The organism is Streptomyces sp. NPDC002838 (assembly GCF_040295365.1).
Lineage (GTDB): Bacteria > Actinomycetota > Actinomycetes > Streptomycetales > Streptomycetaceae > Streptomyces.
In genome coordinates, this window is the sequence record NZ_JBEOVF010000048.1 from 1 (window position 1) to 22,778 (window position 22,778).

General features: G+C 71.4%; 23 protein-coding genes and 1 pseudogene. 18 read left to right on the top strand and 6 right to left on the bottom strand.

Annotated features, from left to right (window positions below; all coding sequences use genetic code 11):
• Positions 1 to 95: 95 nt before the first annotated feature.
• Positions 96 to 526 (top strand): annotated as a pseudogene (locus ABT063_RS40290) (thiamine pyrophosphate-dependent enzyme); the annotation flags it as partial.
• Between the two features lie 293 nt (positions 527 to 819).
• Here the strand turns inward: ABT063_RS40290 and ABT063_RS40295 are convergent.
• On the bottom strand, positions 820 to 1,890 hold the full coding sequence (locus tag ABT063_RS40295) for an NAD(P)-dependent alcohol dehydrogenase (protein ID WP_351065770.1): 1,071 nt from the start codon (positions 1,888 to 1,890) through the stop codon (positions 820 to 822).
• A 48-nt stretch (positions 1,891 to 1,938) separates the two neighbouring features.
• On the opposite strand from ABT063_RS40295, the gene ABT063_RS40300 reads away from it, so the two are divergent.
• The 17 genes from ABT063_RS40300 (at position 1,939) to ABT063_RS40380 (ending at position 17,133) form a co-directional block, all read left to right on the top strand.
• On the top strand, positions 1,939 to 2,781 hold the full coding sequence (locus tag ABT063_RS40300; RefSeq protein ID WP_351065772.1) for an SDR family NAD(P)-dependent oxidoreductase: 843 nt from the start codon (positions 1,939 to 1,941) through the stop codon (positions 2,779 to 2,781).
• Between the two features lie 53 nt (positions 2,782 to 2,834).
• Complete coding sequence (locus tag ABT063_RS40305; RefSeq protein ID WP_351065774.1) at positions 2,835 to 3,995, top strand: acyl-CoA dehydrogenase family protein; 1,161 nt, start codon at positions 2,835 to 2,837, stop codon at positions 3,993 to 3,995.
• A gap of 121 nt (positions 3,996 to 4,116) precedes the next feature.
• Entirely contained in the window at positions 4,117 to 4,905 is a 789-nt protein-coding gene (locus ABT063_RS40310; protein ID WP_351065776.1) for an enoyl-CoA hydratase/isomerase family protein, read from the top strand.
• A 5-nt stretch (positions 4,906 to 4,910) separates the two neighbouring features.
• A complete protein-coding gene (locus ABT063_RS40315; protein WP_351065778.1) occupies positions 4,911 to 5,318 on the top strand; it encodes a Zn-ribbon domain-containing OB-fold protein in 408 nt (135 codons plus the stop codon).
• Entirely contained in the window at positions 5,315 to 6,514 is a 1,200-nt protein-coding gene (locus ABT063_RS40320) for a thiolase family protein (RefSeq protein ID WP_351065780.1), read from the top strand. Before ABT063_RS40315 ends, ABT063_RS40320 begins: the two co-directional genes overlap by 4 nt.
• A gap of 20 nt (positions 6,515 to 6,534) precedes the next feature.
• The gene (locus tag ABT063_RS40325; protein WP_351065782.1) at positions 6,535 to 7,803 is read left to right on the top strand and encodes an acyl-CoA dehydrogenase family protein; all 1,269 of its coding nucleotides are present in this window, start codon (positions 6,535 to 6,537) and stop codon (positions 7,801 to 7,803) included.
• Positions 7,800 to 8,765 (top strand): phosphotransferase family protein, encoded by a 966-nt coding sequence (locus ABT063_RS40330; RefSeq protein WP_351065784.1) that lies wholly within the window; start codon positions 7,800 to 7,802, stop codon positions 8,763 to 8,765. The genes ABT063_RS40325 and ABT063_RS40330 overlap by 4 nt, the downstream gene beginning before the upstream one ends.
• 13 nt (positions 8,766 to 8,778) lie before the next feature.
• Entirely contained in the window at positions 8,779 to 9,993 is a 1,215-nt protein-coding gene (locus ABT063_RS40335; RefSeq protein WP_351065786.1) for an acyl-CoA dehydrogenase family protein, read from the top strand.
• Positions 9,990 to 10,775 (top strand): SDR family oxidoreductase, encoded by a 786-nt coding sequence (locus ABT063_RS40340; RefSeq protein ID WP_351065788.1) that lies wholly within the window; start codon positions 9,990 to 9,992, stop codon positions 10,773 to 10,775. Before ABT063_RS40335 ends, ABT063_RS40340 begins: the two co-directional genes overlap by 4 nt.
• Positions 10,772 to 11,533: an SDR family NAD(P)-dependent oxidoreductase gene (locus ABT063_RS40345; RefSeq protein ID WP_351065789.1), complete on the top strand. Its 762-nt coding sequence runs from the start codon at positions 10,772 to 10,774 to the stop codon at positions 11,531 to 11,533. The genes ABT063_RS40340 and ABT063_RS40345 overlap by 4 nt, the downstream gene beginning before the upstream one ends.
• On the top strand, positions 11,530 to 12,387 hold the full coding sequence (locus ABT063_RS40350; RefSeq protein ID WP_351065791.1) for an enoyl-CoA hydratase-related protein: 858 nt from the start codon (positions 11,530 to 11,532) through the stop codon (positions 12,385 to 12,387). The genes ABT063_RS40345 and ABT063_RS40350 overlap by 4 nt, the downstream gene beginning before the upstream one ends.
• Positions 12,388 to 12,461: 74 nt before the next feature.
• Positions 12,462 to 13,088 (top strand): TetR/AcrR family transcriptional regulator, encoded by a 627-nt coding sequence (locus tag ABT063_RS40355; RefSeq protein WP_351065792.1) that lies wholly within the window; start codon positions 12,462 to 12,464, stop codon positions 13,086 to 13,088.
• A gap of 96 nt (positions 13,089 to 13,184) precedes the next feature.
• Positions 13,185 to 13,535: a nuclear transport factor 2-like protein gene (locus tag ABT063_RS40360; protein ID WP_351065794.1), complete on the top strand. Its 351-nt coding sequence runs from the start codon at positions 13,185 to 13,187 to the stop codon at positions 13,533 to 13,535.
• 22 nt (positions 13,536 to 13,557) lie between these two features.
• Entirely contained in the window at positions 13,558 to 13,980 is a 423-nt protein-coding gene (locus tag ABT063_RS40365) for a nuclear transport factor 2 family protein (protein ID WP_351065796.1), read from the top strand.
• Positions 13,981 to 14,020: 40 nt separating this feature from the next.
• Positions 14,021 to 14,341 (top strand): EthD family reductase, encoded by a 321-nt coding sequence (locus ABT063_RS40370; protein WP_351065798.1) that lies wholly within the window; start codon positions 14,021 to 14,023, stop codon positions 14,339 to 14,341.
• A 123-nt stretch (positions 14,342 to 14,464) separates the two neighbouring features.
• Positions 14,465 to 16,024: a class I adenylate-forming enzyme family protein gene (locus ABT063_RS40375; protein ID WP_351065800.1), complete on the top strand. Its 1,560-nt coding sequence runs from the start codon at positions 14,465 to 14,467 to the stop codon at positions 16,022 to 16,024.
• Between the two features lie 26 nt (positions 16,025 to 16,050).
• The gene (locus tag ABT063_RS40380) at positions 16,051 to 17,133 is read left to right on the top strand and encodes an MBL fold metallo-hydrolase (RefSeq protein WP_351065802.1); all 1,083 of its coding nucleotides are present in this window, start codon (positions 16,051 to 16,053) and stop codon (positions 17,131 to 17,133) included.
• Positions 17,134 to 17,147: 14 nt separating this feature from the next.
• Here ABT063_RS40380 and ABT063_RS40385 read toward each other — a convergent pair whose 3' ends face one another.
• From ABT063_RS40385 to ABT063_RS40405, 5 genes are read right to left on the bottom strand one after another with little or no spacing between them, the layout of a single operon-like run.
• Positions 17,148 to 17,900, bottom strand: coding sequence for an SDR family NAD(P)-dependent oxidoreductase (locus ABT063_RS40385; protein ID WP_351065804.1), 753 nt, complete (start codon positions 17,898 to 17,900; stop codon positions 17,148 to 17,150).
• 18 nt (positions 17,901 to 17,918) lie between these two features.
• Complete coding sequence (locus tag ABT063_RS40390; RefSeq protein WP_351065806.1) at positions 17,919 to 18,971, bottom strand: phosphotransferase family protein; 1,053 nt, start codon at positions 18,969 to 18,971, stop codon at positions 17,919 to 17,921.
• Complete coding sequence (locus tag ABT063_RS40395) at positions 18,968 to 20,170, bottom strand: acyl-CoA dehydrogenase family protein (RefSeq protein ID WP_351065808.1); 1,203 nt, start codon at positions 20,168 to 20,170, stop codon at positions 18,968 to 18,970. Before ABT063_RS40395 ends, ABT063_RS40390 begins: the two co-directional genes overlap by 4 nt.
• A gap of 38 nt (positions 20,171 to 20,208) precedes the next feature.
• Positions 20,209 to 21,012 (bottom strand): SDR family NAD(P)-dependent oxidoreductase, encoded by an 804-nt coding sequence (locus ABT063_RS40400; RefSeq protein ID WP_351065810.1) that lies wholly within the window; start codon positions 21,010 to 21,012, stop codon positions 20,209 to 20,211.
• 26 nt (positions 21,013 to 21,038) lie between these two features.
• On the bottom strand, positions 21,039 to 22,778 hold the full coding sequence (locus ABT063_RS40405) for an ABC transporter permease (RefSeq protein WP_351065811.1): 1,740 nt from the start codon (positions 22,776 to 22,778) through the stop codon (positions 21,039 to 21,041).

A 22,778-nucleotide genomic window follows, 5' to 3' on the forward strand; every position in this document is an offset into this window, starting at 1 on the left:
GAGTTGCCTACGCGTCACGACCGACTTCCTACCGGATCCGCCTTCCATGCGGATCCGGGTCAGCAAGATTGATCACGACGTCACACAGGCCCTAGTACGGCGTCGACACCGGCATGTGCAACGTGTGGGCCGCCCGCTACATCACGCCCAACGGCCGCCGCCGCGTGATCGGTTCGTTCCTGCACGGCACCATGGCCAACGCCCTTCCGTCGACGGCCTGCCCGATTACCAGACCGACCATGAGCCGGTGGACTACGCCGCCATCGCTGCGGGGGTCGGAATCCACTCGATCCGCATCGAGAAGCCCGGGCAGATCCGCGAAGGCCTGCGGGAGGCGCTGTCGTACGACGGGCCGTGCTTGGTGGACCTGGTCACCGACCCCAACGCACTGTCGATTCCGCCGCACATCTCCGGCGAACAGGTGAAGGGATTCGCCTTCTCGGCCCGGAGGACGGTGCTCAACGGGGGCGTGGGGAAGATGCTCGATCTGGCCAGGGCCAACCTGCGCAACGTTCCGCGGCCGTAGGTCACCGCTCGGCGCGGACGGCGAGACGTCGACAGCAGGCCGTCCCGTCTCCGCGACGAGTCCGATGAGCCCGGCAGCAGACCCGGCAGGGCCGGGGTCGAGGGCACTGCCCAGGGCCTGTCCGGCGGATCAGGTCGCAGGAAAACGGCGGCGACCCATGAGCGAGGGTGAGCGGGGTCTGGTGCGTCCGTCCAGCTGCAAGGCGGAGGAGGGCGTCGACAACCGACGACAACGCGGCAGATGGGCGTGCCAGACTTGAATTCAGCTCATGTAGAGGCTTGCTTGGCTCCGCGTCATTCGGGTACCAGCACGGCGCGCCCCCGTACCCCACCGGAGCGCAGCGTTTCGATCGCCTCCGGCGCGCGGGACAGCGGGAACCGCTCGGTCTCCACCCTGACGGTTCCTGAGCGCGCGAGCGCGACGACCTGTTCCAGATCCGGACGCGTGCCCCAGAACGGCAGTGAGATCCGCAGTCCCGGAGGGAGTGCCCCCGGCTTGCGGACCGTCAGTTCCCCGCCGCCGCTGCCGACGAGGGCGAGTTCTCCATCCGCCCGCAGGGTGTCCACCGCCAACCGGAGTGTGGCGGAGGTGCCGACGAAGTCGAGCACGGCGTCCACACCCGCGCCGCCGGCCCGTTTCCGCAGGACGTCGGCGGTGTCCGTGCGTGCCACCGTGCCGAAGTGCGCGCCGCGGTCGGTGGCCAGGGCGATCGCCTCCTCCCGTACGTCCACCGCGAGCACCTGCGCGGAGGTGGTGGCGCGGAGGATCTGGACCGCCAGATGACCCAGGCCGCCGATGCCGACGACGACCACACTCGCGCCGACGCCGCCGCCCTCGGTTTCGCCGAGAGCATGCCGGATTCCGGCGATGGCGTGGTAGGAGGTGAGTCCGGCGTCGGACAGCGGGGCCGCCTGGGTGGGATCGAGGTCGCCCACCGGCAGGAGCAGACGTCCGGACGGTACGAGCAGGAAGTCGGCCAGGCCGCCGTCGCGCCCGAGTCCGGCCCCGGTCCCGGTGTGGGCCGCGTCCAGCGCGGAGCGGCGGTCGCAGTAGTTCTCCGCCCCGGCCGAGCAGTGGCCGCACCACCCGCAGCCCCAGGGGCCGTAGACCACCACGCGCTCTCCGGTCCGTGGCCCGGTGGCGTCCGGGCCCAGCTCCGCCACCCGGCCGGCGACCTCGTGCCCGAGGGTGAAGGGCGTCAGGTAGGGCAGCGCGCCGGGCCCCGCGGAGATGACATGCAGGTCGGAGCCGCACAGCCCCGCAGCCTCGACCCGCACCAGGACCTCTTCGCCCCTGGGTGTGGGTCGTTCCACTTCGGCGACCACCGGTGGGCCGCCCCAGTGCGTCAGCCGGACCGCTCGCATCCCGCCCTCCCGGTACTGTCTGTTGACATGCGGGCCACGATAGCAAAAATGAAGTCAGTTCAATACCGGGGTGAGGCGGTGGCTCGGATGGGCGACGAAGTCGCGGAGTACGGCCGTTTCGCGGGGCGGGTCGCGCTGGTCACCGGCGCGGGCTCCGGCATCGGTGCGGCGGTCGCCCGCGGACTGGCCACTCAGGGCGCAGGCGCCGTCGTCGCGGCTGACATCGACGGTCCGGCGGCCGAGTCGGTGGCGAAAGGGATGGCCGGAGGCCATGCGGTGCCTCTCGACGTGGCGGACGCCGGACAAGTCGATCGGGCGGTCGAGGAAGTCGTACGGGCTCACGGTCGGCTGGACGTGGTGGTGCACGCGGCGGGCGTCGACGACCCCACCGTGAAGCAGTGGCTGGCCGACGCGGTCGTTGCCGGGCGACCGCCCGAAGTCACCACCCGCCTGGGTGTCGAGGCGTGGCGACGCGTCTTGCGGATCAATCTGGACGGAACCTTCCACGTCCTGCGCGCCGCCCTGCGCGCGATGCGGCCCAACCGGTCGGGAGCCGTCGTCACTTTCGGCTCCTCCGCGGCCTTCGACGCGCTCACCGGCTATCCGCACTACGCGGCTTCGAAGGCCGGCGTGCAGGCGCTCAGCCAGTCCGTCGCGAAGGAGGCCATCGCGTTCGGCGTGCGTGTCAACACGGTGGCCCCCGGCCCTACCGAGACCGCCATGGCCGCCAACACCCCCGAGGTGCTGCGGAAGGGCTTCGCCGACCCCCGTGTGCGGCCGTATGCCACGCCGGAGGAGATCGCCGACATCGCACTGTTCCTGGCGAGCGACGAGGCGGCGAACCTCGTAGGCGCGGTGCTGCTCGCCAACGGCGGCCGTTTTACGGCATAGCGAGCGGCTCCAGTGCGGCGACCGGGTCCGCACCGCGGACCGGGGGACAACACATGACTGCCCTGCGGGAGGCCCTGATGTTCCGGCTCGATGTCGATCCGGCGTTGCTGCGAGAGACGGACGAACGACGGCAACTGCGTGACGTACTGCGGGAGTTCCTGGCAGAGACCTGCGGGCCCGAGGAGGTCCGCAAGCAGACGGACGGCCCGCGCGGCTACGACCAGGTGCTCTGGGAGCGGCTCGCCGGCGAGATCGGCGTGCACGGTCTCGCACTGCCCGAGGAGTACGGGGGAGCCGGCTACTCCTTCGCCGAACTCGCCGTGGCTTTGGAGGAAACCGGCCGCGTCCTGTGTCCCGCGCCGCTGCTCCCGACCGTCGTACTCGCCGGGCACGCCTTGCTGGCCAGCGGCGACCGGCGGGCGTGCGAACGCTGGCTGCCGGGCATCGCCACGGGCGCCCTCACCGCGACCGTCGCCGGGTTCCTGCACAGCGCGCAGGTCACCGCCGAACGCGGGCCGGACGGCTGGCTGCTGCGCGGTGAGGCGGACTTCGTGCCCGACGGCGAGGGGGCCGGTTTGGTCCTGGTGGTGGCCCGGGCTCCGGACGGTCCGCGGCTGTTCGCCTGTGAGCCGGATGCCGACGGCTGCGACCGCACTGCGCGGCGGGTGCTGGACCTCACGCGTCGTCAGGCGCTGGTCCGTTTCCGGGGGACACCCGCCGAACCGGTCGGGGATGCGGGAGGGGTTCCCGGGATCGTCGACGCCGTGCTGGATGCCGGGCGGACGGCACTGGCCGCCGAGCAGCTCGGTGGCTGCGCCCACGCACTGGACGCCGTAGTGGAGTACGTGTCACACCGAACTCAGTTCGGGCGACCGATCGGGTCGTTCCAGGCGGTCAAGCACCGTCTGGCCGATCTGCTGGTCGAGGTCGAGGCGGCCAGGTCGGCGTCCGGGTACGCGACCGCCTGCCTCGCGGACCGGGCCGCGGGGGAACTGCGGGTGGCGGCGAGCGCTGCCGCGGTGGCGTGCTCCACCGCCTACCGGCGGGCAGCGGCGGAATATGTGCAGCTCCATGGGGGGATCGGCTTCACCTGGGAGCACCCGGCTCATCTCTGCGTGCGCAGGGCGCGGGCCGACGAGACGCTGTTCGGTACGGCGGACGACCACCGTGTCCGGCTGGCCGGGATCCTCGGCCTCACCGGGCGTCCGGACTGAGTCCCCGGCCAGCAGCTCCTGGCGGCCGTGTGGTGCGAGTGGTTGACAGCACATCGGTCCGGCCCGAGAATCTAAATGAATTCAGTTCAGTTAGAGTCGGTTCAATCAAAGGAGAGGTCGGATGGCTGTCGAAGACGAGATCCAGTTCGAGCGAGACGGTCATGTGGCTCGCGTCTGGCTCAACCGACCGCACAAGAAGAACTGCGTGACCGTGCCGATCCTGAATCGGCTGGACGAGATCATCACCGAGGTCGACGCCGATCCCGACCTGCGTGTGCTGATCCTGCGCGGCCGCGGCAACACCTTCTGTTCCGGGTTCGACCTGGACAGCCTCAAGGCCGACTTCATCGGCAGCTCCACCGCCATCGATGTCGCCGTGCTGTCCGCGAAGGTGTGCGACCGGCTGTACTCGATGAAGACGCCGTCCATCGCGGTGCTCGAAGGGCACGTGACGGCGGGCGGGTTCGAGCTGATGATCTCCTGCGACTTCGCGATCGCCGCGGACGACGCCCTGATCGGCGACTTCCACATCCGCCGCGCGCTGTTCGGCGGCGCCGGCCCGATCTACCGGGTGCCCCGGATGATCGGTGTCCGCAAGACCAAGGAGCTCATGCTCACGGGCAAGCTCCTGACGGGCGTGGAGGCCGCGGAGTTCGACCTCATCAACGCCTCCGCGCCGGCGGACAAGCTGGACGCGACGGTGGAGGAGTTCGCCGGCCAGCTCATCGACAAGAGCCCGTTCACGATGTGGATCACCAAGATGACCATCGACCGGAGCCTCGACGCGGACATCCAGTCGCTGATGGTCATGGAGCACCTGGCCGTCGGCGTCATGCTCAACTCCGAGGACGCGGCCGAGGGCGTCTCCGCGTTCCTGGAGAAGCGCGAGCCGAAGTGGAAGGGGCGCTGACGGCGATGCCCGGAGCCAACCCGTCCCCGGGCGTCACGTTCCAGGCCGGGGCCCTGTCCGGTCGCCCGCTGCACGGGTCCCGCTGCCCGAGCTGTGAGGTCGCCGTTTACCCGGCGGACCCCGCATGCCCGAGCTGCGGAGGGCGGGCCGTACCGGTGGTCCTGTCCGGTACGGGCACCGTGTGGACGTGGACCGTGCAGCGATATGCGCCCAAGTCGCCGCCGTATGCGATGCCTGAGGGCGGATTCCGGCCGTTCGCCGTCGGTTACGTCGAACTGACCGAAGGCGTACGGGTCTTGGCAGCGCTGGACGGCGTGCGGCCCGAGGAGCTGAGGATCGGCATGCCGGTCACCATCACGGCGGGCGACGGCGTGCCGCGCGCGCTGCCGGACCCGGCAGGGGAGGCGACGTGAGCGGAACGGACGCCGGAAGCGGAAGTGCCGCCCGGAGCACGGTCAGCTCCACCGACGTCCTCGTCTGCGGCGTCGGCATCACCCCGTTCGGCCGGTCGGAGGCCACGGGGAGGCAGCTCGCGGTGGAGGCCGTGACCGCCGCACTGGCCGACGCCGGGCTGCCGTGGTCCCGGGTGCGGGCGGCGTTCGGCGGCAGCGACGCGGCCGGGAACGCCGACACCCTGGTCACCCGGCTCGGCCTGACCGGACTGCCGTTCGTCAATGTCCGCAACGGCTGCGCCACCGGCGGCAGCGTCCTGGTGTCCGCCGTCAACGCGATCCGATCCGGCGCGGCGGACGTGGCCCTCGCCGTCGGCTTCGACAAGCACCCGCGCGGAGCGTTCGACCCGCGGCCCGCCGACTGGGGACTGGACGAGGCGTACGGCAGCGAGGGCCTCATGGTGACCACCCAGTTCTTCGCCATGAAGATCCAGCGGTACATGTACGACCACGGCATCACCCCGCGCACCCTCGCCCTGGTCGCCGAGAAGGCGTACGCCAACGGGGTCCGCAACCCGTACGCCTGGCGCCGCAAGCCGCTGGACGCGGACGAGATCCTGGCCTCGGGCATGGTCAACGACCCCTTGACCCGCTACATGTTCTGCTCGCCGGGGCAGGGCGCGGTCGCCCTGGTGCTGTGCGACCGCGCGGTCGCGCGGGAGCTGGGCGGTGGCGCCACCCCGGTCGCCCTGCGCGCGGCGGTCGTGCGCACCCGGCGGTTCGGCTCCTTCGAGGTGTTCAGCCCCTCGGCGCCCGGCGGCACGCCGAGCAGTGTCAGTACGGATGCCGCGAGGGCCGCCTTCGAGGAGGCCGGGGCCGGCCCTGGCGACATCGACGTGTGCCAGCTCCAGGACACCGAGAGCGGCGCCGAGGTGATGCACATGGCCGAGTGCGGATTCTGCGAACACGGCGAGCAGGAACGGCTGATCGCGTCGGGCGCGACCGCGGTCGGCGGTGCGCTACCGGTCAACACGGACGGCGGCTGCATCGCCAACGGCGAGCCCATCGGAGCCTCCGGGCTGCGCCAGGTGCACGAGATCGTCCAGCAGTTGCGCGGCCGCGCGGGCGAACGCCAGGTACCGGGCGGCCCGCGCACCGGCTTCACCCATGTCTACGGCGCACCGGGCGTCAGCGCGTGCACCGTGCTGACTCGCTGAACGGAAGGGAGAGGAGGGAGATGACACATACGAACCCGGTACCTCAACCGGTGCTGACACCCGAGGAGTTCCGGACCGAGGCCCGCCGTTGGCTGTCGGGCGTGGCGGACCACCGAGGCCCCCGGGGACAGGAGTGGGCCAGCGGTGACGACTCCGTGGCCGTGTTCGAGAACTGGTCCGAGGACGAGGAACGGGCACACACCGAGCGCATCCGCGTATGGGAGCGCACCCGCCACGACCAGGGCTGGGGCGCCCTCGGCTGGCCAGGGGAGTACGGCGGCCGCGACCTGCCCGCGTACTACGAGCAGCTGTACCGCGCCGAGGAGGCCTCCTTCGACGTGCCCCGGCGCACCGAGATCTTCCCCGTGACGCAGCAGCTCGTGGCACCGGCGATCCGTATCTGGGGCACCGAGGAGCAGAAGCGGCGCTGGCTGCGGCCCATGCTCCGTACCGACGAACTCGCCTGCCAGCTCTTCTCCGAGACCGAGGCGGGCTCCGACCTCGCCGCCGTCCGCACCAAGGCGGTCCGTGACGCCGACGGTGACGGCTGGGTGCTGCGCGGCCACAAGGTCTGGACGTCCGGCGCCCGGGTCGCCACCTGGGGAGTGGCCGTCTGCCGCACCGACCCGGAGGCGCCCAAACACGCCGGGATCACGGTCTTCCTGGTCCGGATGGACGCCCCCGGCGTCACGGTACGACCCATCCGGCAGATGACCGGGGGGAGCAGCTTCAACGAGGTCTATCTGGACGATGTCCGGGTCCCCGACGCCGACCGGCTCGGTCCGGTCGGCGAGGGCTGGCGGGTGACGCTCACCGTCCTCGCCGCCGAGCGGCTGGACTCCGGCACGCTCGGCCTGGACAACGCGGACCGCGCCCTCGACCTCGCACGGAACCTGCCCCGGCCGCTCACCGGCGGGGAACAGCAGCAGGCGGGTGACCTGTTCGTCCGTACCCTCGTCCAGCGGCTCATCGGCCTGCGGGTCACGGCCGCACTGGTCGCCGGCCGTGAGCCGGGCGCCGAGGCGTCCGTCGGCAAGCTCTATGCCACCGCGACCATGCGTGCCACCACCGACCTCGTACAGCAACTGCTCGGGCCGCGCCTCGCCGCCGACACGGGGGAGTGGGGCACCTTCGCCTGGACCGAGCACCTGCTCGGCGCTCCCGGCTACAGCATCGCGGGCGGCAGCGACGAGATCCAGCGCAACATCCTCGCCGAACGGGTGCTGGGACTGCCCAGGGAGCCCAGGAACGTCGAGGACGCCAAGAAGCCCAAGGAGGCCGCGCGTTGAGCACGCTCACCGAGGTGACCGAACTGACCGGTCGGGTGCGCGAACGGCTTGCCGAACTCCACCCCGGCGAGCCGCTCGGCGACCTGGAGACGCTGCCCGGCGGTCACTCGGGCCTCACATACTCCATCACCGCGGGCCCCGCATCGTACGTCGTCAAGGCCGTTCCTGCCGGGCAGCGGCCGGTCGGCCGGAACGACGTGCTGCGCCAGGCCCGGGTCCTGCGCGCGCTCGTCGGCTCGGTGCCCGTGCCGGGTGTCGTCGCCGTGGACGAGCACCAACCCGCCTGGTTCGCCATGGAGTTCGTGACCGGCGAGGCGGTCGAGCCCGTCCTCGACGACCACCGACTCGAGCCGCGCCTGTGCCGTACGAGGATGCTGGCGCTGGCGCGCGTGCTGCGTGGGCTGCACCGGACCGAGGCGGCCGGGCTGGGGGCGCCCGAGCCCCTCGACCCGGCCGCCGAACTCGACCGGTGGAGTCGCACCATGCGCGCCGTACCGGCCGAACTGAGGTCTGGGGCCGATGAGTTGCTGGCCCGACTCGCCGCCACCGCACCCACGGGCCTGCCGCCGGCCCTGATCCACGGCGACTTCCGGCTGGGCAATGTGCTCTGCGTGGGTGAGCGCCCCGCCGCCGTCATCGACTGGGAGATCTGGGGCCTCGGCGATCCGCGTACCGACCTCGGCTGGTTCCTGCTCTTCACCGACCACCGCAACTTCCCTCAACTGGGCCGCGAGGTCCCGGATCTGCCCACCGAGGACGAGCTGCTGGCGGCCTACCTCGACGGCCGCCCGGACCCGCCCGACTTCGACTGGTTCCGCGCTCTGGCCCGCACCAAGATGGCCGCGATCATGGGTCACAATCTGCGCCGCCACCGCGAGGGCAAACACCACGACCCTGACCAGGAACGGCTGCCACCGACCATCGCGGCGATGATGCGCGCGGCACGGGACATCCTCGGCTGAAGGAGCGACACGCATGGACTTCGAGCTCTCCCCGAGGACACGGGAACTGCACTCGCGCATGGGCGCGTTCATGGAGGAGTACGTCCTCCCGGCCGAGGCCGTCTACGACCGGCAGCTCGCCGAGACCGACAACCCACACCAACAACCCGCCGTCATGCGCGAGTTGCAGGAAAAGGCTCGCGCCGAAGGCCTGTGGAACCTCTTCCTCGCACACGGCGACTGGGGCGCCGGCCTCACCAACCTCGAATACGCCCCGCTCGCCGAGCTCGCCGGACGGTCCGTCATCGGCCCCGAGGTGTTCAACTGCTCCGCCCCCGACACCGGCAACATGGAGCTGCTCGCCCTCTACGGCACACCCGAGCAGCAGGACCGCTGGCTGCGTCCCCTGCTGGCGGCCGACATCCGGTCCTGCTTCGCCATGACCGAGCCCGAGGTCGCCAGTTCCGACGCGCGCAACATCCGCACCCGGATCACCCGCGACGGCGACTCCTACGTCGTCAACGGCCACAAGTGGTACACCTCCGGGATCCTCGACCCCGACTGCGCTCTGATCATCCTCATGGGCGTGGCCGACCCGGACGCGGAGACGTACCGGCAGCAGAGCATGCTGCTGATCCCGCGCGACACCCCAGGCATCACCGTCCTGCGCGACCTGCCGATGTTCGGCTACACCGACCGCTGCGGCCACGGCGACGTGCTCTTCGAGGACGTACGCGTACCGGTCGGTAACCTCCTCGGCGGCGAGGGGGAGGGTTTCGCCCTCGCCCAGGGACGGCTCGGCCCCGGCAGGATGCACTACGCCATGCGCGCCGTCGGCTTCGCCGAGCGAGCCCTCGACCTGATGTGCCGCCGGACGCTGAGCCGGGTCGCTTTCGGCGGACCACTGGCCGAACAGGGCGTCGTACGCGAATGGATCGCCCGCAGCCGCATCGAGATCGAGCAGCTACGGCTGCTGGTCCTGAAGTCGGCCTGGCTCATGGACACCCAGGGCAACGCCGCCGCCCGTACCGAGGTCGCCGCGATCAAAGTGGCCGCGCTGGAGGTCGCGCACCGGGTGGTGGACCGGGCGGTGCAGGCCCATGGCGCGGCGGGCGTCAGTGACGACACCGTGCTGGCCCGGCTGTACGCGATCACCCGGGCGCTGCGCATCGCGGACGGGCCGGACGAGGTCCATCTGCGCACGGTGGCCCGGCGGGAGCTGGCCAAGTACCCGAAGGAGCAGGTGTGAACGGACAGGTACCGCAGGTCCTGCACGGCCGGGTCGCCGTGATCACCGGTGGCTCGCGCGGGATCGGCCTCGGCATCGCCGCGGCCTACCGGCAGGCGGGCGCCCATGTGGTCATCGCCGCCCGCAAACCGGACGGGCTCGTCGAGGCCCGGGCGGAACTGCTGCGGCTCAAGGGCGACGGCGACGTCCACGAGGTGGTCGCCAACGCAGGCGAGCCCGAGGACGCCGAGCACTGCGTCGCCGAGACCATGGCCCGGTTCGGCAGGGTCGACATCCTGGTCAACAACGCGGCCACCAACCCGTACATGGGCGACCTGCTCGATCTGGATCTGCCTCGCGCGGAGAAGACCGTACGCGTCAACCAGTACGGCATGATCGCCTGGACCCGTTGCGCCTGGCGTGCCTGGATGTCCGAACACGGCGGCGCGGTCGTCAACATCGCCTCCGTCGGCGGGCTGATCGTCGACCCGCACATCGGCTGGTACAACGCCACCAAAGCGGCGATGCTCCACATGACCCGGCAACTCGCCTACGAACTCGGCCCAAGGGTGCGGGTGAACGCGATCGCTCCCGGCCTGATCAAGACCGAGCTCGCCAGGGCCGTATGGGAGCCGAGGGAGCCGATCCTCACCGCGAAGCTTCCGCTGCGCAGGCTGGGCACGGTCGAGGACGTGGCGAACACGGCGCTGTTCCTGGCGTCCGACGCGTCGTCCTGGATGACCGGCCAGACGCTGGTGCTGGACGGCGGCGCCACAGTGCTGCCGATCGGGGTGGACGAGTGACCGCGGCGGCTGATCGCTTCTCCCTGCACGGCCGTACGGCGGTGGTCACGGGCGCGTCCTCGGGCCTCGGCGCCCGGTTCGCCGCGGTACTCGCCGGAGCGGGTGCCACCGTCTTCGCCGCGGCCCGGCGGCTGGACCGCCTGAAGGAACTGGCCGACGCCGACCCGCGCATCCATCCGATTGCCTGCGACGTCTCGCGCGACGCGGACCGCGTACGGCTGGCCGAGAGCGCGCTCGCGGCCACCGGACGCTTCGACGTCCTGGTCAACAACGCGGGCGGTGCGGGATCCGTACGCGCCGAGGACGAGAGCGCGGAGGACTTCGCAGCCGTGCTCGCGGTGAACCTGGTGGCGCCCTTCCACCTCGCCCGGCTGATGGCCGAGTCCACCGACACTCCGGGCCGGTCCGTCGTGAACGTCTCCTCCGTCCTGGGCCTGGTCGCCGGGGCCCCGCTGGGAGGCGCGTCCTACGCCGCGTCCAAGGCGGGCCTGATCGGGCTCACCCGCGAACTCGCCGGTCAGTGGGGGCCGGCAGGGATACGGGTCAACGCCCTCGCCCCCGGCTGGTTCCGCTCGGAGATGACCGAGGATCTGTTCGCGGACGACCGATCCCGCCGGTGGGTCGAACGGGGAACCATGCTGGGCCGGGGCGGTGCACCGGGTGAGCTGGACGGGGCTCTGCTCTTCCTCGCGTCGGACGCCTCCTCGTACTGCACCGGTCATGTGCTCACCGTCGACGGCGGATGGACGGCGCGGTGAGCGTCACCCTCGGCATCGACGAGGCGGGGGTGGCCCATGTCGAGATGTGCCGCGAGAAGGCGGGCAACGCCATCGACCTGGCCATGGCCAGGGGACTGCTGGAGGCCGCCAGGTCGTGCGAGAGGACCGACGGCGTACGGGCGGTGCTGCTCACGGGACGGGGGCGGTCCTTCTGTGTCGGGGGCGACCTGCGGGAGTTCGCCGCGCTGCCCGGGGGCCGGCTCGCCGCGCACCTCACCGAGGTCACCGACGCGCTGCACGGCGCGCTGCGGGTGTTCGCCGGGCTGGACGCGCCGCTGGTGGCGGCCGTGCAGGGCGCCGTCGCGGGGGCCGGTCTCGGGCTGGCGGCGGCGGCCGACCTGACCCTCGCGGCATCCGACGCCACCTTCGTCGCCGCCTACACCGGCATCGGGTACTCCCCGGACGCCGGGGTCAGTTGGTCGCTGCCACGGCTCGTCGGCCCCAAGCGGGCACTGGACCTGCTGCTGACCAACCGGCGGATCACGGCGCCCGAGGCGGCGGAGATGGGGCTGGTCAGCAGGGTCGTCGCCGCCGACCGGCTGGCCGAGGCTGCCGAGGAGACGGCGGCGGCGCTCGCCCGGGGAGCCACCAGTGCGCTCGGGGTCACTCGGCGACTCGTCGCGGCGGGACTCTCCGCGAGCCTCGACGCACACCTCGACGCGGAGGCCCGCCACTTGGCCGACGCGGCGGTCTCGGCCGAGGGCCGTGAGGGCGTGCTCGCCTTTCTCACCAAGCGCAGCCCGGACTACGCCGTTGCCCGCGCCCCCGCGACCGTCGGGGAGGCGGACGTCGTGCAGCTCCGTGGCGATACGTGGCGCCTTCCTGATTCGTAACCGAGTTCAAGTAGGTCTACCCTCAGACATCCGATCGGTGGCGGGCACCGGTCGCGGAGTGCAGGGGAGAGGCAATGGCGAGGGCGCGGATCGTGGATCCGGACCAGGGGCCCAGGTCCAAGCGGGCGGCCATTCTGGAGGCCGCGGTCGAGTACTTCGGCGAGACCGGCTACGAGACCACCAAGTGGTCCGACGTCGCCGATCGGGTCGGTATCGGGCAGACGGCGCTCTACCACTACTTCGAGTCCAAGGCGCACTGCCTGCTCACCATCATGCGTCTGGAGCTGCAGCGTTCCCACGACATGTTCACCGAGGCGACGGCCAATGAACCGGACCCCGTCGAAGCCTTGCGGGCCGGGGTCCGCTCGGCGTTCGCCGTGTCGGAGCAGGAGATCCGGCAGATGCGCGTACTTCAGGCCAACATGTCGCTGCTCGCCACGCCACGGAAGTCCAAGCGCGAGGAGGCCGAGCGCATCGCGGCGCGGCAGCTGGTGCAGATGGTGGAGCGGGACTGGACGAACCTGCTGGTGCGCGGCATGGCGAAGGGCGCGTTCCCGGTGCGCGACGCCCACATGCTCGGGCTGGCCGTGCTCGGCATGATCGTGAGCGTATGGCGGTGGTACCGCCCGAGCGGGGCCATCCCGCTTCAGGAGATCAGCGACCTGATCGAGGGGTGCGTGGTGCGGATGGTCGGGGAGTAGCCCGTAGTGCTCCGCCTCTTGTTCGGGCGGAGCACCCGCATTATATTCAAACTGAACTGAACTCAGGTTGAAGTCCGGGTGAGGGAGAGCGAGACCATGGTGCTTCGCGAGTACATGGCCAGGATGGACGGTCAGGATCCGGAGAAGGCCCTGGAGCTCCTGGAGCCCGGGTTCCGGTTCCTCATCGCTCTCCCCAACGGCGAGAAAACCGGGGAGTCGAGGGCCGACTTCGCCGCGTACATCGCCGGCCGGGGCGCCGTGGACCGTGTGCACGAGATCGTGCGGTACTCGGTGGACCAGGACCTCGAGACGGCCTACGGCTTCGTGGTGGACGCGGGCACACCGACCGGCGCGTTCCTGTCGGCCGCCGTCGTCTCGCCCTCCGGTCTGATGGCGCGCTACCAGTCCTTCTTCACCCCTGCCTTCAACCTGGTCGACCGGCCTTGACGGGACAGGAGGCCCACAGCAGATGCCCGGCACAGCGACACAAGAACCGGCACCGGAGCCCGACTCGGAATCGGCATCGCGCCCTTCGGCACCCTTCCTGCGCGCGTGGTTCGCGCTGCTGGACAGTGACGACGCGTCCCGGATCCTCGACCTGATCAGCGACGACTTCTCGTTCTCCATCCTCTTCTCCACCGGCGGCGACGACGCCACGGACTTCCATGGCGGTCGTGCCGAGATGGAGGGCTACCTCGCGCAGCGCGAGCAGGGTGTTCGCACCCATCACCTGCTGGCCGCCGGCGTCGACGGTCTCGACGAACTGTTCCTCGGCGAGGTCCGCCGGGCCGGAGTGCCGGAGGCGAGCTTCATGGCCTCGGCGCGGCTCGACGAGTCGGGCAAGGTCCGCCGGCTGCTCATCGGCCGTTCGCCCGCCGTCCGGTTCTCCTGAACGACGTCTTCTCTCCGCCCATCCCGCACCGGGAGGTGCCATGTACAACCTCATCCTGCTGGCCTCGCGGCCGCCGGACTGGACCCATGAGCGGTTCATCGAGTGGTGGCGGGGCGAACACGCCGAACTGACCTGTCGGCTGCCGGGGCTGCGGTCCTGGCGGCACACCGACGTCGACGCGGCCCTGGAGCCGCGCTCCGAGGGATGGGACGGGGTCTCGGTCCTCGGTTTCGACACCGCCGAGGACCTGCGCAAGGCCCTGGACAGCCCCGAGTGGGCGGCGGCCGTCGCCCAGGTCGGCGACATGCGGGGCCGCCGGATCGCCGTCATGGGCGATGAGCGGGAGATGTACGCGGGCTGACGCGAGCGGGCTGAGGCACGCGGGCCGACCCATCCCGCCGCGCCACCGGACGGACCGAACCGTTCCACAACGTTCCACCATCTTTCGCGCGACGAGGCGAGAAAGCGGGAAGCGGGAAGCGGGATGCGACAGACAGTGCGGGAGTTCCAACAGCGTGCGGACGAAGGCGACTTCACAGCCGTCATCGACGACTACGGCCGCCACACCGCGCGGGAGCTCCTCGACCGCGCCCTCGCCCTGGCGGAGGCGATGACCCCGGACGGGACGCCGGGCGGCACGGTCATGGTGCAGGCCGACAACTCCTGGCGTACGGTCGCGGCCACCCTGGCGGCCGGAATGACCGGTGGCGTACTCGCCGTGGTGAACCGGCACACCACGGGTGCCGAGTTCCGGGCCGCCCTGGACGACATCCGGCCCGACGTCGTCATCGCCGAGCCGTCCGCGCTACGGGATTGGCACGGGCCGGGCCTGCCGACGGGCCGCACGGCCGAGGCCCTCGACGGCTGGACCGTGCTGTCCGCCCGCGGCCCGAGGGACGTCACCCGCTGGAACGGCGGCGCCGTCATCGGCTTCACCTCCGGCTCCACCGGTCGCCCCAAGGGTGTCGTCCAGTCGGAGACGGCCCTGCGCTACGCCTGCTCCCACACCCGCGACATCAACGGGCTGCGCCCCGGCGACGCGGTGGCGGCCCTCGTCCCGCTGTCCTCCACCGCCGCGTACTGCTTCGGAGTCTGCATGTCCCTCATGCTCGCCGGGCCGCTGGTGCTGACGGGCCGGTGGGACCCCGGCGCCGCCCTCGCACGGATGGCCGAGCACGAAGCCCGGTGGACCATGTGCGTACCGACGATGGCCCTGCAGATGGGTTCGGCGGCCGGGGGAGCGCGGGCGCTCGAAGGCGTCCACTCGATCACGGTGGGCGGGGGCCCCATGGACCGGGGCGCACTCGGTCGCGCCGAGCGGTCGCTCGGGACGAGGATCCTGCGGGTGTTCGGCATGTCCGAATGTCTCGGGCACACCTCACCGCGCCCAGACGACCCCGAGGAGATCAGACTCGGCCGGGACGGCCGTCCCTTTCCCGGCACCGAACTGAGGGCCGTCGCTGCCGACGGGTCCGTCCTCGGGCCCGGGGAGACGGGACGCGCGCAGGTCCGCGGCCCCTCCCTCTTCCTCGGCTACGCTCGCGACGGCGAGGTGGAGCCGCCGGCCCTCACCCCGGACGGTTTCCTTGCCACCGGTGACCTGCTGATGACCGACCACGACGGCACCGTCACCGTCATGGGCCGGGAGAAGGACGTCATCATCCGCGGCGGCCGCAACCTCGACATCACCGAGATCGAACGTGCCGTCGCCAGCCACCCGAAGGTGGCCCGCGTGTGCGTCGCACCGGTGCCCGACCCCCTGCTCGGCGAACGCCCGGCCGTGCTCGTCGTCCCCGAGGACGACAGCGGTGCCCTCATCCTCGACGAGATCACCGAACACCTGGAACGTACCGGCCTGTCCAAGGCCAAGTGGCCCGAATTCGCCTTCACTGTGAGCGAGTTGCCGCAGACTCGGGTCGGCAAGCTCGACCGCGGGGGCGCCCGGGAACTCGTCCGCGAACTGTACGCGCGGCTTTCCGCCGAACCTAGCGCTCAGGGAGGCGCCGCGGCAGCTGCCGGCGCGCCGGGACCGTCCGGCGAGTGACCCGAACCACCTCAGCTGGGAGATGTATGACGACCCGTTTCGACCGTGGACAGTGGGCGCAGGGCGGAGCCCAGACCGTGCGGCCCGGAGTGCACCGCGTACCGCTCCCGCTGCCGGAGGACGGGCTGCGGGCCGTCAACGTCTACGTGCTGGAAGAGGACGACGGCCTGGTGCTGATCGACGGCGGGTGGTCGATCCCCGAGTCCCGCAAGGCGCTGGAGGATGCCCTGGCCGGTCTCGGCCACGACCTGGCCGAGATCACCCACATCCTGGTCACCCACATCCACCGCGACCACTACACCCAGGCAGTCGAGCTGCGCCGCCTGCTCGGCTCCAAGGTCTACCTCGGCTCCGGCGAGCGGCGCGGCCTGGAGCTGCTCGGCGAGCTGCGCACCGACCGGCCCCTCGGATCGCTGGAGACGCTGCGCCTGGCCGGGGCCGGGGAACTGGCCGACCGTGTCGAAGCGATGGACCACGGCGGCTTCGACCCCGCCGTGTGGGAGGCGCCAGACCGCTGGCTGGACGCCGAGGAACTGCGCTTCGGGGACCGCACCCTGCGCGTGGTGCCCACACCCGGCCACACCAGGGGCCATGTCGTCTATCTCGACGAGGCCCGGGGGCTGCTGTTCTCCGGGGACCATGTGCTGCCGCACATCACCCCGTCCATCGGCTTCGAACTGGGAGACGGCCCCGGACTGCCGCTGGGCGACTACCTCGCCTCACTGCACCTCATGACCACGCTCGCCGACGCACAACTGCTGCCCGCGCACGGACCCGTCGGCGACAGCGTCCACCGCAGGGCCGTGGAGTTGCTGGTCCACCACGACGACCGGCTCGGCGAGACCCTCGCGGTCCTCGGCGAACGCACCCTCGACGCCCACGCGGTGGCCCGGGAGCTCGGATGGACCCGGCGGAAGGTGGCCTTCGAGGACCTGAACCCCTTCAACCAGATGCTGGCCGTCAACGAGACGGCGGCGCACCTGGACGTCCTCGTGGCCCGCGGCCGGGTCAGCCGGGCCTCGGCGGACGGCGTCAACCGGTACGCGCGGTGTGCCCCCGGCGCCGGCGACGGCGACCACGCATCGGTCCCGGCGCCCGCGTCGGCGTAGCCTCGGCGGGCACCTCAGCGCGCGGTCCAGCCTCCGTCGACGTAGAGCTCCGAGCCCGTCATGAAGGCCGCGTCGTCCGAGGCGAGGAACGCCACGGCGGCCGCCACCTCCTCGGTCGTGCCCAGCCGGCCGAGCGGGGTGCCCTCGACCATCGCGGTCAGCCGCGGCGTGCCCCGCCACAACTCCCGGGACAGGGGCGTCTCGATGAATCCGGGATGCAGCGAATTGACCCGCACACCGCGCTTGCCCCAGTGCAGCGCGGCGTTCTTGGTCATCAGCCGTACGGCGCCCTTGGCCGCGTGATACGAGAACTGGGCGCCGAAGCCGCCGACCGTGCCGAAGATCGAGGCGATGTTGACGACGGAGCCGCCGCCGGAGCGCTCGATCGCCGGGCCGCCGTGCTTCATGCCGAGCCACACGCCGGTCTGCGTCACCCCGATCACCCGGTCCCAGGTCTCCTGGGTCTCGGTCTCCACCGTGCCCATCGCGGCGATCCCCGCGTTGTTGACCAGCACCGACAGGCTTCCCAGCCGGTCGGTCACCTGGGCGACGACCGTCTCCCAGGCCGTCTCGTCGGTGACGTCCAGGCGCAGCCCCAGGGCACCGCCCGGCAGCTCTCCGGCGAGCTTCTCGCACCGGTCCGCGTCGAGATCGGTGACCACGACGGTCGCGTCCTCCGCGGCCAGCCGTCGCACGATCGCCTCGCCGATGCCTCCGGTGGCACCGGTCACCAGCGCCACCCTTCCCGAGAGCCGGGCTTGTGTCACCGCTCCTCACTTCCCTTCTCAGATACGCGGAACATCGACGGACAGCCCGGAGTGCAGCAGCGCTGGCACGGCCGAGCCGACCCGGTCGAAGCCAGGGCCGACGGTCCGCCCGGCGAGATGGCGGGCGTGGATGCCCTCCGCGATGACGGCCAGCTTGAAGTACCCGAGGGCCCGGTGGAAGGGCAGCGCGGAGACATCGCGGCCGGATCGTGCCGCGTACCGTTCCGCCAGCTCGGGTGCGGACAGGAAGCCCGGGTTGGCCGCCGGGACATGCCCTCCGCCGAGGACCGGCTCGCACGCGGGGTCCCAGTAGACGAGGAGCAGGCCGAGGTCGGCGAGCGGATCGCCCAGGGCCGCCATCTCCCAGTCGACGATCGCGGCGATCCGCCCCGGGCCGTCGGCGCTCAGGATGACGTTGTCCAGCCGGTAGTCCCCGTGCAGGACCGCCGGTGCGGCACCGTCGTCCCGCACCACGTGCAGTCCGCGTTCCAACCTCCTGTGCAGCGCGTCCAGTTCGGGCAGTTCACGGGTGGCGACCCGGCCCCACTGGCCGCGCCAGCGCCGCACCTGCCGCTCCACATACCCGGCCGGGCGCCCGAATCCGCCCAGCCCGACCTCGTACGGATCGACGGCGTGCAGCGCGGCCAGTTGGTCGACCAGCGCCTCGGAGCACCGCCGCGCGTCTTCTACGGACAGCCCGGCCGCACGTTCTACGTCCCGCAGCACTTCGCCGTCGACGAAGGAGACGACGGTGAACGGCGCGCCGATCACCGACTCGTCCTTGCAGGAGAGCACGGTCCGCGGCACGGGAACATCGGCGGCGGCGAGCGCGGCCATGACGCGATACTCGCGGTCCATGTCGTGCGCGGTCGGGGTGAGCGCGCCCAGAGGCGGCCTGCGCAGCACCCAGCGGTGCGTGCCGTCGGTCACGAGGTACGTGAGATTGGAACGCCCGCCGAGCAGCAGGCGGACGTCCAGGGGGCCGGCGCACTGCGGGACCTCGCGCTCGAAGAAGCGCCGCAGTGCGGGCAGGTCCACTCCGGCCACGGTGGCGTCGCCGGTCGCCGTCACCGCACACCTCCTCGCTCCCGTGCGGCCCGGACCGCGCGCTTGGCGATGGCCCACCGGTGGGTCTCCGACGGCCCGTCATAGACGCGGAACGCCCGGACCTCGCGGTAGAGCGCGGCCAACGGTGTGTCCTCCGAGATGCCGAGCGCCCCGCAGATCTGCACCGAGCGGTCCACGACCCGGCCCACGGCCTCGGACACGAAGGTCTTCGCGACGGAGGTGTACTGGGCGCCGGCTCTGCCCTGGTCGAGTTCCCAGCAGGCACGCCAGAGCACCGCCCGGCTCGTCTCGATGTCGATCTCCGAATCGGCCAACTGCTGCTGCACCATTCCGAGTTCGGCCAACGGCCCGCCGAAGGCCGTGCGCCGGGCGGCCCGGTCCAGGGCGAGGTCCTGCGCCCGGCGGGCCACGCCGAGCCACCGCATGCAGTGGGTCAGCCGGGCGGGCCCGAGACGCACCTGCGCGTACTCGAAGCCCTTGTCGGCCTCGCCGAGCACCGCGTCGTCGGTCACCTCGCAGTCGTCGAAGGCGAGTTCGCTGTGACCGGCGAACAGGCCCCGGTCGAGGGTGCCGATGTTCCTGACCACCTTCATGCCCGGGTTGTCGGCGCCAATCAGGAACATGGTCGCCCCGCCCGGGTCGCCGGGTGCGCCGCTGGTGCGCGCCACGCAGATCGTGAACGCGGCCCCGTCCGCGCCGCTGATGAACCACTTGCGGCCGTTGATCCGCCATCCGCCCGGGACGCGGACCGCCGTCGCGGCCAGCGCCCGCGGGTCGGAGCCGGCACCGGGGGAGGGTTCGGTCATCGCGAAGCACGACCGCGTCTCACCGGCCGCCAGGGGAGCGAGAAAGCGAGCCTTCTGTTCCTCGGTGGCGACCGCTTCGAGCAGATGCGTGTTGCCCTCGTCGGGCGCGGCGCAGTTCAGGGCCAGAGGGCCCAACAGCGAGTATCCGGCGGCCTCGAAGACGACCGCCTGACCACGCAGATCCAGACCGAGACCTCCCCAGCGGCGCGGTACATGGGGGGCGAACACGCCCGCCGCGCGGGCCGCCTTCTGCAGGTCCCGCCGCAGCGGCTCGGGACCCGTGTGCACGTCCCCGTGGCAGTTCTCCTCCGCCGGCAGAACGGTGTCGCGGACGAAGTCGGCGGTCCGCCGCGCGATGTCGGCGACATCCCGGTCGATGTCGAACTCGATGGCCATACGGCCCCTCTCGATCCTGTACGTGGTGCGGTACGAGGTCACTCCCTGATCCCACGCCACGCCAGCGCCCCGCCGTCGATGACGTACGAGGCGCCGGTGATGAACGCGGCGTCGTCGGAGGCCAGGAAGCAGGCGAGCTTCGCCACCTCCTCCGGCCGTCCGAGCCGCCGTACGAGCTGCGGCGCGGTCAGCTCCCGTTCCATGGCGTCGCGGTCGTCGGCCGCCTCGAAGAAGTCCCGCGCCAGGGGCGTCTCGATGACGCCGGGGCAGAAGCAGTTGCAGCGCACCGGCGCCAGGTCGACTGCGGTGACCTTGGTGAGGTGGACGACGCCCGCCTTGGTGGTGCCGTAGACCGGGGCCAGGGGGAAACCGGTGAGCCCGGACACCGACGCCGTGTTGACGATCGAGGGTCCGCGGGTGGAGCGCCGCAGGTGGGGCGCGGCGAACTTCGTCGTGAGCCAGACGGCCTTGAGGTTGACCTCGTAGACCGCGTCCCAGACCTGTTCGGGCAGCGTGTCGACCGCGCGGTCACCAGGCCGGTCCACCAACGAGGATTCGACCACCCCGGCGTTGTTGACGAGGACGTCGAGTCCGCCGAACCGTTCCGCCGTCCGGACCACCATCGCCTCGATGTGGTCGCGGTCGCGCAGGTCGCACACGATCGCTTCCGCCTCGGTCCCGGCGGCGCGTACGAGGTCGGCCGTCCCGCTCGCGGTCGCCTCGTTCCGGTCGGCGACCGCGACCGCCGCCGCGCCCTGCCGCGCCATCTCCACGGCGATCGCCCGACCGATGCCCTGACCCGCGCCCGTCACGAGGACCCTCCTGCTGTCGAGTGAGCCCATGCCCTTACCCCTGTCCCCGCTCCTGCTCACAGCTTCTCGAAGATGTCGGAGCCCGCGACCGACATGGCCACGAAGACGCCCGCCGACGTCACCAGCGTCATGACGAGCGCGATGGCCGCGACCAGCGGATAGGAGCCGTTGGACCAGTAGTCGAAGAGGATGGTGCCCATGACCTGCGTCGTGGGCGCTCGTACCAGCAGTGACGCGGTGAACTCGTGGGTGAGCAGCACGAACATCAGCGCTCCGGCTCCCGCGAGCGTGGGGCGCAGCAGCGGCAGCACGATCTCCGTGTTGGTCCGCAGCGCGCCCGCCCCGCTGGTCCGCGACGCCTCCACGTACGTGTCGCCGAGCGCCACCATCCCGGACAGCTGCATCCGGGTGGCGAAGGGCAGCATCAGCGTCACGTAGACGAGGACGATCACCGTTCGGGTGCCGTACAGGATGAACGGCTCACGGCTGTACGTCAGCAGGAAGCCGGCGCCGAAGACCACCGCGGGGATCCCGAGGGGCATCGCCACGATGAAGTCGACCGCGGCCCGGATGATCCGGAACCGGCGCCCCTTGAGCAGCAGCGAGGCGGCGACGAAGCCGAGCGGCAGCGCGATGGCGACGGAGATGACCGAGGTGATGAGGCTGTTGACGATGGCGTCGGTGATCCCCGACTCCTGGAACACGCGCCGGAAGTTGTCGAGCGTGAACCCGCTCGGTTCGATCTTCCCGCTCCAGAAGGCGGAGAGCGACACCACCAGGAGCGCGCCCAGCGGCAGCGCCAGCGCCACCAGGCCGTACAGGACGATGCCGGTGACCGCCACCCACGACGGCCGTCCGCCGGACCGGAACGCCTTGCCGCCGTGCGTGACGAAGCGGCTGTGGTCGCCGAGGATCACCTTCTGGAAGAGAACGACGGCGATACCGAAGAGCAGCAGCGGCGAGCCGATCGCGGCGGCCCTGCCGTAGTCGACCGGACTCTGTGACACGGCGACGTACATGTCGGTGGTGAGTACGTCGATGCCGTTGTTCCTGCCGAGCAGCAACGGTCCCGTGAACTGGCCGAGTCCCAGCAGCAGCGCGACGAAACCGCCGTACACCAGGGTCGGGCGAAGCAGCGGCAGCGTCACCCGGAAGAACACCCCGGCGGCCGACGATCCGCTGACCTGTGCCGCCTCGATCAGCTCCGCGTTGATGTTGCCGAAGCCGGCGCTGACGAACAGGTAGACGAAGGCGGTCAGTCCGAAGCCGGTGATGAGTACGATCCACGGCAGCGTGTAGATGTCGACGGGACCCTCGCTGAGATGATCCCACCAGGGCAGGTTGCGCAGCGCCGCGTTGAGGTAGCCGGGGCGGGGCGAGAACAGGAACGCCCAGCCGGTCACCGCTGCCACGGCGGGGATGACGATGGGCAGGACGGGCAGTATGCGCAGCAGCCGCAGGCGGGGCGGCAGGCGGGTCGCCGCCCAGGCCAGGAACGTGCCGAGGACGAGGGCGATGGTCAGCGAGCCCAGTGCCAGACCTGCCGTCGTGCGCAGTGTCCCGGCCATGTCCGGGTTGTCGAAGGCCGCACTGTAGCCACGGGCGTCGTCCTCGAAGGCCAGCCGTTGCAGGCCCACCAGCGGAGCGATCACCAGGTAGCCGATGGCGGCCAGGAAGGCGAGCGCGCCGAGCCGCGGAAGGTGGCGCCGCACACGGGTCAGCGCCGTCGGGTGCGGTGGGTCCGGGAGCGGCGGTGTCGTCGCGGGGGAGGGGGCGGATACGGCGGGTGCGGCCAC